At 74.1% G+C, this 12,185-nt stretch carries 14 protein-coding genes; 8 read left to right on the plus strand and 6 right to left on the minus strand.

Annotated features, from left to right (window positions below; all coding sequences use genetic code 11):
* The first annotated feature begins 90 nt into the window (after window positions 1-90).
* From ABT299_RS19590 to ABT299_RS19605, 4 genes are all read left to right on the plus strand, one after another.
* Window positions 91-705, plus strand: a complete 615-nt coding sequence (locus tag ABT299_RS19590) for a class I SAM-dependent methyltransferase (RefSeq protein WP_500251610.1) — start codon at window positions 91-93, stop codon at window positions 703-705.
* On the plus strand, window positions 702-1,253 hold the full coding sequence (locus ABT299_RS19595; protein WP_190867605.1) for a TrmH family RNA methyltransferase: 552 nt from the start codon (window positions 702-704) through the stop codon (window positions 1,251-1,253). Before ABT299_RS19590 ends, ABT299_RS19595 begins: the two co-directional genes overlap by 4 nt.
* Window positions 1,254-1,402: 149 nt before the next feature.
* Window positions 1,403-2,647, plus strand: a complete 1,245-nt coding sequence (locus ABT299_RS19600; protein ID WP_500251611.1) for an MFS transporter — start codon at window positions 1,403-1,405, stop codon at window positions 2,645-2,647.
* Entirely contained in the window at window positions 2,647-3,306 is a 660-nt protein-coding gene (locus ABT299_RS19605) for a class I SAM-dependent methyltransferase (protein WP_500251612.1), read from the plus strand. Before ABT299_RS19600 ends, ABT299_RS19605 begins: the two co-directional genes overlap by 1 nt.
* A 68-nt stretch (window positions 3,307-3,374) precedes the next feature.
* Here ABT299_RS19605 and ABT299_RS19610 read toward each other — a convergent pair whose 3' ends face one another.
* A complete protein-coding gene (locus ABT299_RS19610) occupies window positions 3,375-4,940 on the minus strand; it encodes an MDR family MFS transporter (RefSeq protein ID WP_500251613.1) in 1,566 nt (521 codons plus the stop codon).
* Window positions 4,941-5,093: 153 nt separating this feature from the next.
* Here ABT299_RS19610 and ABT299_RS19615 point away from each other — a divergent pair, with 153 nt between their 5' ends.
* Window positions 5,094-5,687 carry a TetR/AcrR family transcriptional regulator gene (locus tag ABT299_RS19615; RefSeq protein WP_190867597.1) on the plus strand — a complete coding sequence of 198 codons (594 nt, stop codon included), beginning with the start codon at window positions 5,094-5,096 and terminating at the stop codon, window positions 5,685-5,687.
* Between the two features lie 79 nt (window positions 5,688-5,766).
* Here ABT299_RS19615 and ABT299_RS19620 read toward each other — a convergent pair whose 3' ends face one another.
* Window positions 5,767-5,982 carry an EF-hand domain-containing protein gene (locus tag ABT299_RS19620; RefSeq protein ID WP_190867595.1) on the minus strand — a complete coding sequence of 72 codons (216 nt, stop codon included), beginning with the start codon at window positions 5,980-5,982 and terminating at the stop codon, window positions 5,767-5,769.
* 116 nt (window positions 5,983-6,098) lie between these two features.
* Between ABT299_RS19620 and ABT299_RS19625 the strand changes: the two genes are divergently transcribed.
* A complete protein-coding gene (locus ABT299_RS19625) occupies window positions 6,099-6,905 on the plus strand; it encodes a glycerophosphodiester phosphodiesterase family protein (RefSeq protein WP_433252002.1) in 807 nt (268 codons plus the stop codon).
* 43 nt (window positions 6,906-6,948) lie between these two features.
* Here ABT299_RS19625 and ABT299_RS19630 read toward each other — a convergent pair whose 3' ends face one another.
* Window positions 6,949-7,251: a type II toxin-antitoxin system Phd/YefM family antitoxin gene (locus ABT299_RS19630; RefSeq protein WP_433154846.1), complete on the minus strand. Its 303-nt coding sequence runs from the start codon at window positions 7,249-7,251 to the stop codon at window positions 6,949-6,951.
* A 93-nt stretch (window positions 7,252-7,344) separates the two neighbouring features.
* On the opposite strand from ABT299_RS19630, the gene ABT299_RS19635 reads away from it, so the two are divergent.
* Together ABT299_RS19635 and ABT299_RS19640 are read left to right on the plus strand one after the other, a co-directional pair.
* A complete protein-coding gene (locus ABT299_RS19635; protein ID WP_387018611.1) occupies window positions 7,345-7,989 on the plus strand; it encodes a ClpP family protease in 645 nt (214 codons plus the stop codon).
* A 156-nt stretch (window positions 7,990-8,145) separates the two neighbouring features.
* Window positions 8,146-8,490 carry an RNA polymerase-binding protein RbpA gene (locus tag ABT299_RS19640; protein WP_067472838.1) on the plus strand — a complete coding sequence of 115 codons (345 nt, stop codon included), beginning with the start codon at window positions 8,146-8,148 and terminating at the stop codon, window positions 8,488-8,490.
* Window positions 8,491-8,621: 131 nt separating this feature from the next.
* On the opposite strand, the gene ABT299_RS19645 is transcribed toward ABT299_RS19640, so the two are convergent.
* The 3 genes from ABT299_RS19645 to lnt all read right to left on the minus strand — a co-directional run bounded on the left by ABT299_RS19645 (window position 8,622) and on the right by lnt (window position 11,746).
* Entirely contained in the window at window positions 8,622-9,176 is a 555-nt protein-coding gene (locus tag ABT299_RS19645; RefSeq protein ID WP_500251614.1) for an FxsA family protein, read from the minus strand.
* 87 nt (window positions 9,177-9,263) lie between these two features.
* A complete protein-coding gene (locus ABT299_RS19650) occupies window positions 9,264-10,010 on the minus strand; it encodes a polyprenol monophosphomannose synthase (RefSeq protein ID WP_190867585.1) in 747 nt (248 codons plus the stop codon).
* A gap of 5 nt (window positions 10,011-10,015) precedes the next feature.
* The gene (lnt, locus tag ABT299_RS19655) at window positions 10,016-11,746 is read right to left on the minus strand and encodes an apolipoprotein N-acyltransferase (RefSeq protein ID WP_500251615.1); all 1,731 of its coding nucleotides are present in this window, start codon (window positions 11,744-11,746) and stop codon (window positions 10,016-10,018) included.
* Between the last annotated feature and the right edge of the window lie 439 nt (window positions 11,747-12,185).

Below are 12,185 nucleotides of genomic sequence, written 5' to 3' on the forward strand. Positions count from 1 at the left end.
CGGCCCGCCGATCTTCAACGGCTGATCCCCGCGCCGCCGCGGGGCCGCGGCGGCGCGGGGACGTCCCGAACGCTGATACGGTCGGCCGACGTGGGGGAACACTACTTCGCCGCGCGCCCCGGGGCCGCGAGCCGCCGCCGCACCGTGGACCTCGTCCTGCCGGACCTGCACCTGCGGCTGGAGACCGACAGCGGCGTGTTCTCCCCAGACCGCGTCGACGCCGGCACCCGCGTCCTGCTGGAGACCGTCCCCGCGCCGCCACAGGCCGGCGACCTGCTCGACCTCGGCTGCGGCTACGGCCCCATCGCGCTCACCCTGGCAAGCCGCTCGCCGCAGGCGAGCGTATGGGGGGTAGATGTTAATCAGCGAGCGTTGGAGCTCGCTGGGTCGAATGCCAACACCGCTGGCCTTGACAATGTAAGGTTCAGTTTGGCGGACGAGCTCGACCCCGGACTGCGCTTCGCGGCGATCTGGTCCAACCCCCCGATCCGGATCGGCAAGGCCGCCCTGCACGACCTGCTGCTGGCCTGGCTGCCCCGCCTGTCCCCCGGCGGCCTCGCCCACCTGGTCGTGCAAAAGCACCTCGGCTCCGACTCCCTGCAGCGCTGGCTGAACGACCAGGGCTTCCCCACCGAACGGATCGCCTCGCGCTCCGCCTACCGCGTCCTGCGCGTCTCGTCCCGCACGGAAGGCCACACCCGATGAGCACCACCGACTCCGCACCCGGCCGCCGGCAGCTGCGTCCCACCGACGTCAAGCGCCTCAACCGCGACTGGCGGCGCCGCACCGAGGGCCGCCTCGGCCTGCTGGTGGAGTCGGTCACCCAGCCGTTCAACATGGGCTCGATCATCCGCAGCGCCGCCGTGTTCGGCGTCGAACGGCTCTGGCTCGCCGGCAACGCCACGCCCCCCGACCAGCGCAACGTCGCCAAGACCGCCCTCGGCACCGAACGCCTCGTCCCCTGGGAGCACGCCGGCACCCCCGCCAAGGCCGCCGCCGCCGTCCGCGAGGAGGGCATGCGGCTGGTCGCGATCGAGCTGACCGGCGACGCCGTCCCGCTGCACGAGGCGCCGCTGGACGGCGACGTCTGCCTCGCCGTCGGCGGCGAGGACCACGGCTGCTCCCCCGCCCTGCTGGCCGCCGCCGACGCCGTCGCCTACATCCCCCAGATCGGACGGGTCGGCTCCCTGAACGTCGCCGTCGCCACCGCCATCGCCCTCGCCGAGGCCCGCCGCCGCGAATGGTCGTCCTGACCCGCAACACCGGGTTATGATCGCGCCTGTGCTGTTCCTCCGTGCGTAGAACGCCGCGCTGACCGCCCCTCCCCCGGGCGGCCCGCGCTTTCCGGCGTCCACGCACGTCCCCTCCGCGTCCGCCGCGGACCCTTTCGAGGAACACGCTCATGGCCCCCTCCTACACGGCCGTCCTGCGCGCCCCGCATGCCGCCCGCACCTTCGGCGCGGCACTGCTCGGCCGCCTGTCCTACGGCACGGTCTTCCTCTCCCTCACCTTCGCGCTGACCGCCTCCACCGGCTCCTACACCACCGCCGGCGCGCTCATGGCGTCGCTGGGCCTGACCATCTCGGTGCTGTCGCCGCTGCGCGCCCGCCTCATCGACCGGTACGGTCCCCGCGCGGCCCTGCCGCCGATGTCGGGCGCCTACGCCCTGGCGCTGCTCGGCCTCGCCGCCGCCACCTGGCGTCCCGGCGCGCCCGCCGCCCTCCTCGTGGCGCTGATCGCCGCGGCGGGCGCGACCGCTCCCCCGCTCGGCCCGGTCATGCGGGCGCTGTGGAACGACCTGGCCGCCGGCGAGGCGCTCCGCCGGCGCGCCTACAGCCTCGACGCCGTCGCCGAGGAGCTGCTGTTCATCACCGGCCCGCTCCTCGCCGGTCTCGCCGCCGCGGCGGCGTCCCCGTCCCTCGGCGTCGCCGCGAGCGCCGTCCTGGTCGCGGCCGGGACGCTGGGGCTGGTCACCTCCCCCGCCGTCCGCCCGCGCCCGCACGGGCACCGCCCGCCGCGGGCCGGCCGCGCCCTGCGGTTCGCCCCCGTGACCGCGGCGGCCGCGACCGGCGCCGCCCTCGGCTGCATGGAACTGCTGGCCGTCGCGTCCGCCCGGCACCACCACCACGCCACCGGCGGCGCGTGGGTCATGGCGGCGATGTCGGCCGGCAGCGCGCTCGGCGGGCTCGGATACGGCGCCGTCGCCTGGCGCCCGTCCCCGCGCGTGCGGCTGGCCGTCCTCGCCGGCGCGCTGGGCGCCGCCGTCGCCGCCGCCGGGCTCGCCCCGACCGTCGCCCTGCTCGCCGCCGCGATGTTCGCCGCGGGCGCGTTCGTCGGGCCCTCGCTGACCACGTCCTACCTGCTGGCCGACGCCGAGGCCGCGCCGCGCGACCGGGTCCGCGCGAGCGCCTGGGTCAACACCGCGGTCAACCTCGGCTCGTCCGCCGGGACGGGGGCCATCGGCGCCTGCCTGGACGCGCTGCCGCTGCCCGCGTGCTTCGCGGTCGCCGCCGCCCCCGCCGTCCTCGCGGCGCCCGTGCTCCTGGCCCCCCGGATTTTGCGGAAACGGCAAAAGAGTTCGCCGAAAACGGTCCCGGGAACGAGCATGGCAGCGGAAACCACCACCGCACATCCCAAGGACGCATGATGAGCGACGACGGCACCACCGCCGAGGAGTTCTGGGACGCCCGCTACTCCGAGAGCGAGCGGATCTGGAGCGGCGACCCCAACACCGTCCTGGTCCGCGAGACCGCGGACCTGCCGCCCGGCACCGCCCTCGACCTCGGCGCGGGCGAGGGCGCCGACGCGGTCTGGCTGGCCCGCCGCGGCTGGCGCGTCACCGCGGTCGACATCTCCCGCGTGGCCCTCGAGCGCGGCGCCCGGCACGCCGCCGACGCCGGGGTCGGCGACCGCGTCGACTGGCAGCACCACGACCTCGCCGTGTCCTTCCCCAAGGGCGAGTTCGACCTGGTGTCCGCGCACTTCCTGCACTCCCCCCGCGAGATGCCCCGCGAGGAGATCCTGCGGGCCGCCGCCGCGGCCGTCGCGCCCGCCGGGGTCCTGCTGGTCGTCGGCCACGCCGGTCCGCCGCCGTGGGAGCAGCGGGACCCCGACCACGGCGACGGGCACGACCACCACCACGACATGCACCTGCCCACCCCGGAGGAGGTGCTGGCCTCGCTGCGCCTTCCGCAGGACGCCTGGGAGGTGCTCCACAGCGGCGAGCACGAGCGCGTCCAGACCGCCCCGGACGGCCGGACCGTCACCCGCACCGACAACGCCCTCAAACTGCGCCGCCTCCCCTGACCCGCGGGCCCCGTCCCCGGCCGCGCACACCACCGGGGACGGGACTCGCGCCGCCTGACCACCACCGGCTACGCGGTGGGCGTCGGCGCCGCCTGCGGACCGCCTGTGCCCGAGTCCGGCCGCCCCGCGCCGGCACCGCCCTCGGAGGCGACGGCCCCCGGCTTCCCTGCCGGAGGCCCGGCCTTGCCGCGCAGCGGGACCTCCTTCACCAGCAGCGCCGCGACCAGCGAGACCGCGCACACGACCGCCCCCACCAGGAGGATCTGGTGCGTACCGGTAACGAACCAATGCAGGTAGGCGTCCCGGGCGGCCCCCGGCACGGCCGCCGCGCCCGCCCCGTCCGCGGGGAGCCTGCCGTCCAGGGCCCGGTTGAACAGCGACCCGAACACCGCCACCCCGACCGACCCGCCGATCGTCCGGAACAGCGTGATCGCCGCCGACGCCGCCCCCATGTCGCGCATCTCGACGCTGTTCTGCGCGATCGTGGTGACCATCTGCGTCAGGAAGCCCATCCCCACCCCGACCAGCGCCATGTAGCAGCCGGTCAGCGTGCGGGACGTCGCGGCGTCCATGGTCGACATCAGCAGCAGGCCCGCCGTCATGCACGCCGTGCCGAGCACCGGGAAGACCTTGTACCGGCCCGTCGCCGACATCACCCGGCCGCCGATCTGCGAGACCAGGACCACGGGCGCCATCATCGGCAGGAGCAGCAGCCCGGAGTCCGACGCCGACGCGCCCTGGACGGTCTGCTGGAACAGCGGCAGGTACAGCGAGCACCCGAAGATCGTCGTCCCCGACACCAGCATCAGCACCGACATCAGCGGGAAGTTGCGGTGCCCGGTGAAGATCCGCGGGGGCAGCAGCGGCTCGGCGGCCCGCCGCTCCACCGCCGCGAAGGCCGCGACGCCGGCCGCGGCCGCCGCGAACAGCGCCAGGACCTGCCACGACGTCCACGGGTAGGTGCTCCCCGCCCACGTCGTCGCCAGCACCAGCGCGGAGATCACCGCCGTCATCAGCGTGATGCCCGCCCAGTCGGCCCGGGCCCTGGCGCGGGCCGCCGGCAGCCGCAGCAGGAACCAGCACCACATCAGCGCGATCGCGCCGAGGGGCAGGTTGACGTAGAACGCCCAGCGCCAGCCGGCGTGGGCGGTGATGAACCCGCCGACCAGCGGCCCGCCGATCGTGCCGACGGCCATCACCGACGCGGTCATTCCCTGGTAGCGACCCCGCTCCCGGGGCGGCACCAGCGATCCGATGAGCGCGAACGCGAGGGCGCCGATGCCGCCCGTGCCGAGCCCCTGCACGGCGCGGAACGCGATCAGCTCGGCCATCGACCGCGCGGCGCCCGACAGCGCCGACCCGGCCACGAACACCGCGACCGACAGCAGGTAGACGTTCTTGCGGCCGAACAGGTCGCCGCACTTGCCCCAGACGGGCGTGGACGCGGCGGTGGCCAGCGTGTAGGCGGTGACGACCCAGGAGATGTGCTCCAGGCCGCCGAGGTCGCCGACGATCGTCGGCATCGCCGTGCCGACCACCATGTTGTCCAGCATCGACAGCAGCATCGCGAGCATCACGCCCAGCAGGGCCCACCGGACGGCGCGCGCCGGCGGGGACGGATCGGACGCGGGCATGGCTGATCACCTCATTCGTCGCGGGAATCGGGGAGCGCCGGGCCGCATCAGGGCGTCGCCGCCGGGCCCGGCCATCCCACAAAAGCACACTCGATACAAAAGTGCAACGAGTCAACTTTTCAATCGAGGCAACCGAAGGGCTAGGATGGCCGCATGACGGAGACGATGGGCCGCCGGGAACGCAAGAAGGCCGCCACCCGCAAGGCGCTCGCCGACGCCGCCCTGCGGCTGTTCCTCGAGCACGGCTACGACAACGTCGGCATCAAGGACGTCGCCGAGGCCGCCGACGTCTCCACCACCACGCTGTTCAAGCACTTCCCCAGCAAAGAGGCGCTGGTGTTCGACCTGGACGCCGACGTCGAGGCCGCCCTCGTCGCGGCCGTCCGCGACCGGCCCGCCGGCACCTCGGTGCCGGCCGCGCTGCGCGAGCACATCCTGCGCCGCAAGTTCATCGACCCGGACCGCGCCACCGCGGACTTCACCAGGCTCGTGAACGGCCACCCCGCCCTGCGCGACTACAGCCACCGCATGTGGATGCGCCACGAGACCGCGCTCGCCCGCGCCATCGCCGAGGACGCCGGCCGCCCCGAGGACGACGCCGCCTGCGCCGCCCTCGCCCACTTCGCGCTCGAGACCTCGGCCCTGGCCCGGAACCGCTCCGACCCCCGCGAGGCCGTCGAGCGGGCCTTCGACCTCCTGGAGGGCGGCTGGTCCGCCGCCCTCGGCGCCGCCCCGACGGGCCACTGACGCACCGAACCCGGTGCGCACATGACGACGGCCCGGCCGCACACCCATCGGCGTGTGGCCGGGCCGTCGAACGCGGTGGTTACGCGGTCCGCTCCATCAGCGCCGCGAACTCCTCCAGCGAGATCTTGCCGTCGTGGTTGGCGTCGGCCGCCACGACGACCTCCACGGCGCGCGTCTCGGTGATGCCCTGCCCGAGCCTGGACATCAGGTTCTTCAGCTCGGCCGTGGAGATGTACCCGTCGCCGTCCACGTCCACCAGCTCGAACGTCGCGCGGTACTCGTTCACGTCGGCCATAGGGCTGCTCCTCTTGCTGATCGCCTGGGGAGGCGACGTTAGCAGCCACGGTCATGACCCGGCGCCTTTACATAGTAAGGTAAGGTCGGGTGTAGGTGTCCGCCATAATCGGACGGGTGCCCCGCTCGTACGCCTTCCTCGACCACCCGGGCCCGATACCGTTCGCCCACCGCGGCGGCGCTAGCGGCCGGCCCGAGAACTCGATGGCCGCCTTCCAGCGCGCGATCGACCTCGGCTACCGCTACCTGGAGACCGACGCCCACGCCACCGCCGACGGCGTCGTCGTCGCCTTCCACGACCGCACCCTCGACCGGGTGACCGACCGGACGGGCGCGATCGCGCGGCTGCCCTACGCCGAGGTCGCCAAGGCCCGCATCCGCGGCACCGAGCCCATCCCCCGCCTCGAGGACGTCCTGACCGCCTGGCCGGACGCGCGCGTCAACATCGACCTCAAGGACGCGCCGGTCATCGGCCCGCTCGCCGAGGTCCTGCACCGCACCGGCGCCTGGGACCGGGTCTGCATCACCTCGTTCTCCACCCGCCGGCTCGCGCAGATGCGGGCGCGCCTGCCGCTGTTCAACGCCCAGGATGTGTGCATGGCGCTCGGGCCGCGCGGGCTGATGGCGCTGCGCGCGAGGTCCTACGGCGGGCCGACCGCCAAGCTCGTCCGGCTGGCCGCGACCGGCGTCGCCTGCGCCCAGGTCCCCTACGGCCTCGGGCCCGTCCCGTTCGTCACTGAGTCGTTCATCGCCGAGGCGCACCGGCTGGGCCTGAAGGTGCACGCCTGGACGGTCAACGACCCCGCCGCGATGAACCGGCTCCTCGACATCGGCATCGACGGCATCATGACCGACGACCTGGTCGCCCTCCGCCACGTCATGGCGTCCCGCGACCTGTGGCCGCGCCCCACCCCGGCACCCTGAACCCGGCGCCCTGAGCCCGCTCGGCCGGGCCGGCCGGGCCGGATCAGCGGCCGAAGCCCGGCGGGCGGCCGGGACGGTACTCCGCGGCGATCCGCAGCGGCGCGTGCTGCGGGCGATCGGGCTGCGGGCGGTCGGACTGCTGGGAGGCGGCGGGGCCGGCCTGGGTGAGGTCCACGCGCCCGGCGCGCAGGCTCTCCAGCAGCTCCAGGTCCTCCGCCGACACGAGGGCGGCCATCACCTTCCCACGGCGGGTCAGCGCCACGCGCTCACCCGTGTAGGCGACCCGGTTCACCAGGTCGGCGAACTCCTTGCGTGCCTCCGTCACCGGCTTTTCCACGCTGTTCATCGTATAGCGAACTCCCCTGGTCCCCTTCGGCGCGCGCCTGTAGCGTCTCTGGACGTACAGACTGTACGTTCTGTACAGATCGAGGGAGGGTGCATGTTCGAACGACCGCAGGAGGACCGTCCCGGCGGGCGGGTGGAGACGTTCGCGCCGCGGACGTCGGCGAAGGTGGCCGAGGCGCCGCGGCTCGCGGACGCGCAGCTGCACGAGCGGCTGCTCGCGCAGCGGATCGTGTTCCTCGGCACGGAGATCGACGACCAGGTCGCCAACCGGATCAACGCGCAGCTGCTGCTGCTCGCCGCGCAGGACGCGCGGCGCGACATCACCATCTACATCAACTCCCCCGGCGGCGTGGTCGACGCCGGGATGGCGATCTACGACATGATGCAGTTCGTCCCGAACGACGTGTCGACGGTGGCGATGGGCATCGCGGCCTCGATGGGGCAGACGCTGCTGTGCGCGGGGACGGCCGGCAAGCGGTACGCGCTGCGGCACGCCCGGGTGATGATGCACCAGCCGCACGGCGGGATCGGCGGCACCGCGTCCGACATCAGGATCCAGGCGGAGCAGTCGCTGTACCTGAAGCGGACCCTGGCCGAGCGGACCGCCTTCCACACCGGCCAGCCGCTGGAGAGGATCGAGGCGGACGGGGACCGGGACCGCTGGTTCACCGCCGAGCAGGCCCGCGAGTACGGATTCGTCGACCAGGTCATCGACGGGACCGACCGCGTCGGGTCCTGACGCGCGACGCGACGGCGGGCGCCGCCGGACGATCGGCGCGGGCGGCGCGGTGCGGCCGCAAAGAGCAGGGTTGGGCGGCGCATGATCCGGGAATCTTGTGATGGTGTCCAGCGTTGGTGAGGACAAGACCGCAAGCCGTCTGGGAGGCACGTGACGATGGCCGAGCGCGCACTTCGCGGCACCCGACTCGGAGCGACGAGCTACGAGAACGATCGCAACACCGATCTGGCCCCTCGGCAAGAGGTGGACTACACCTGCACGAAGGGCCACCGGTTCACCGTGACGCTCGCAGCCGAGGCCGAGGTGCCGATGACCTGGGAATGCCGCAGCTGCGGCGCCACGGCCCTGCGGGTCGACGGGGAGCTGCCCCAAGCCAAGAAGGGGAAGCCGCCGCGCACCCACTGGGACATGCTCATGGAGCGCAGAACCGTGGAGGACTTGGAGGAGGTCCTCGCCGAGCGGCTGGAGATCCTGCGAGCGGGGCGCAGGCGATCGGCATGACCCGCTGAGAGCTCGACGGAAAGGGCCCGCACCGGAAGGTGCGGGCCCTTTCGCATGCCCCGTGAACATGCCCCGTGAACGAGTGCAGTGTGAACGATCGACGTGATCGGGCTCCGCCCGGCTCCGCCGGGTCAGGTCCGGGACGGGTGGTCGTCCTCCTCGACGACCTCGCCGCGGACGACCGGGCCGCGCGGGGTGCCGGGGTCGCGCGCGTCCGCGCCCGGATCGAACGGGTCGAAACGGCCGAACGGCCCGAGCCCGGGACCGTCGGGCCCGCCGGCGGAGGGCGGGAACGTCATCGACGCGCGGTCGCCGGCGAGGCGCACCCGCCGGGCGGCGTACCGGGACGCGACGCGGCGGACCAGCGGCCGGGTGAACGGCAGCACGATCAGCAGGCCGAGGACGTCGGTGATCAGGCCGGGGATCAGCAGCAGGACGCCGCCGGCCATCACCAGCGCGGAGTCGCCGAGCCCGCGTTCGGGCACGGTGCCCCGCCGCAGCGCGTCCTGCAGGACGCGCCAGGCGCGGCGGCCCTCCCGGCGGACGATCCAGCCGCCCAGCACGGTCTCGGCCGCCAGCAGCGCCAGCGTCGGCCACAGGCCGATCACCTCGCCGACCTGGACGAGCAGGACGATCTCCACGACCGGTATCAGCAGGAACGCCAGGACCAGTGCGAGCGGCAGCATGGCTCCATTTTCGGGTTGCGGATTGCCTGTACCGGTGTCAACGCCGGGACGCCCCCGAACGTTTCCCCTGGAGGCGCCCGCGGCGCGTCAGCCGGACCGGTCGCGCTTGCCCGAGCGCTCGGCCACCCCCCACTGGGTGATGCGCAGCGCCGCCTCCATCATCACGTCCCGGCTCATCTTGCTGGTGCCGTGCTCCCGCTCGACGAAGGTGATCGGCACCTCGACGACCCGCAGCCCCTTGTGGAGCGCGCGCAGCGCGAGGTCGATCTGGAAGCAGTAGCCGCGCGAGTCCACCCCGTCCAGGCCGATCTTGTCGAGCGTGGCGGCGCGGAACGCGCGGTAGCCGCCGGTGGCGTCGTGCAGCGGGATCCGCAGCATCATCCGCGCGTAGGTGTTGGCGCCGCGCGACAGCGCCTCGCGCCGCTTGGGCCAGTTCTCCACCTTGCCGCCGGGCACCCAGCGGGCGCCGATGACCAGGTCGGCGTCCTCCAGGGCGGCCAGCAGCCGGGGAAGCTCCTCGGGCTGGTGGGAGCCGTCGGCGTCCATCTCCACCATGACGTCGTAGCCGTGCTCGGCGGCCCACCGGAACCCGGCGATGTAGGCGGGGCCCAGTCCCTCCTTGCCGGTGCGGTGGAGCACCTTCACCTGGTCGTCCGCGGCGGCCATGGCGTCGGCGACCTCGCCGGTGCCGTCCGGGCTCGCGTCGTCCACGACCAGCACGTCCACCGACGGCACGGCCTTGCGCACCCGGCCGGTGATGCGCTCGATGTTCTCCCGCTCGTTGTAGGTCGGGATGATCACGAGCACCCTGCCGAGGTCGGCTGGGATCTCCATCGGTGTCAATTCTCCTCGTTCTTCCTGGCCGTCGTCCATGCCGCGGCGCACAGCGCCCCGATACCCACCGCGACCAGCACCCATTCCGGCCACTCGCCGACCCGGTCGGCCAGGGTCCGCTCGGTGCGCTCGGGGACGCTCGCGACCTGGATGTCCGGCACGAACTCCCTGGACCGGTCGATCATCCGGCCGTCCGGGGCGACGATCGCGCTGATCCCGCTCGTCGCGGCAACCAAGATCGTACGGCCATGTTCGACCGCGCGCAGCCTCGACATGGCGATCTGCTGGGGCGGCAGGCTGGTGCGGCCGTAGGTGGCGTTGTTGGTCTGGACGACCAGGATCCGGCCGCGGGAGACGTCGCGGACCTCCCGGTCGTAGGCGACCTCGAAGCAGATCACGTCGCCGATGTCGACGGGCCCGAGCCGCATGACCCCGGACCGGGTGCCCTTCGCGAAGTCCCGGGGGATCAGCTCGAACCGCTTGATGATCTTGGTGAGGACGTCCCGGTACGGCAGGTACTCGCCGAACGGGACGGGGTGCCGCTTGACGTAGTAGTCGCCGGGGCCGGTCACCGGGTCCCAGACGATGCCGCGGTTCTCGACCTTCTTGCGGTCGGGGGTGTCGGTGAGGGCGCCGACCAGGACGGGCACGCCGACGTCCCGCACGGCCCCGTCGATGGCCCGGTAGGCGTCGGGCTCGGTGTAGGGGTCCAGGTCGCTGGAGTTCTCCGGCCAGACGACCAGCTGCGGCCTGGCGACCTTGCCGGCGCGGATCTCGGCGGCCAGCTCGTGGGTGGCCGTGACGTGGTTGTTCAGGACGGCCTTGCGCTGGCCGAGGAAGTCCAGGCCGAGGCGGGGCACGTTGCCCTGGATGACGGCGACGGTGACGTGCGGGCCGTCGGCGGGCGTCGGGATGAAGGCGCCCGCACCGGTGACCGCGCCCGCCACCACCAGGGCCAGGGCGGCGGAGACGGCCGCGCGGCGCCTGCCGGGACCGCCGGGGGCGCGCGCGGCGCCGTCCGCGCCCTCACCGCCCGTCTCGTCGGCCTCGTCGGCCTCGGGGGCCGGGCGGGGCCGGCGCAGCCGCCAGGCGGCGACGGCCGCGAAGGCGAGCAGGCCCCCGACCAGGGCGGTCAGGAAGGTGACCAGCGGCGCCCCGCCGATCGAGGCGTACGGGGTCAGGGGCGTGGCGGTCTGGCTGAAGGCCAGCCGCGCCCACGGGAACCCGCCGAACGGCTCACGGCCGCGCAGCGCCTCCTGGGCGACCCACAGGGCCGCCGTCCACACCGGCCAGCCGGGCAGCCGGGTGACCAGCGCGATGGCGGCGCCCATGGGGATGAAGTACAGCGCCTGCACCAGGCTCAGCACGGCCCAGGCGTCGGGGCCGACCGGGATCAGCCCGTCCAGGGTGGGCAGGAAGAACGCGGCGCCGCCGAGGAAGCCGAGCCAGGCGCCGGTGCGGGCCGCCTGGCCGCGCATCGCGAGGGTGAGCGCGGCGACGGCGACGGGGCCGAGCGGGGTGAGGTCGAACGGCGGGAACGCCAGGCACAGCGCGCCGCCGGCGATCAGGACCACGAGGGTGCGGGGCCAGCCGGCGCGCCCGCCGGTGCGCAGGAAGCGGCGCAGCGCGCGGCCGCGCCGGGCGAGGCGCCCGGGGCGCACGGCCGGGCCGGGCCCGCCGCCGGCGCCCGCCGGTCCGCCGACCGGCGACCGGTCCGGGAGGGTCTCCTGGGCCAACGTCCACCCCTCGTTCGCTCGATCCGTCCGCCGGAACGCTACCGGCCCGTGGCGGCCAGGGCGACCACGCCCCGATCACGGTGTTACCGCTGATGCGGCAACCGTATGCGTTCGCGGCCGAGGTCGGGGCGCCGCGGGCGTCGGAAGGCGCGGCCGGATCCGGCGGGAACGGCGGCCGAGAGGACGCGGCCGAGAGGATGGCGGAGGAGGGAACGGCGGGACCGGGAGGCGCACGGACGCGGAAGAGGGCCCGTGACATCCGTCGGGCCGGAGCCGTCCCACAGGCGGTGAGAGCGGGTCTCCGTTTTCTACTGGATGTCCGGGCCCTTCCCGGGTCCAACCCCCCGCGCGATCGGGCGGCTCCGCCCGGACACCGGCCCGGACCACCGCACTGGCTCGGGCGGGCGCGGCGTCGGCCACCGGTGTGGCCCGCTCTCGT

The organism is Spirillospora sp. NPDC000708 (genome assembly GCF_040299565.1).
Taxonomy (GTDB): Bacteria; Actinomycetota; Actinomycetes; order Streptosporangiales; family Streptosporangiaceae; genus Spirillospora.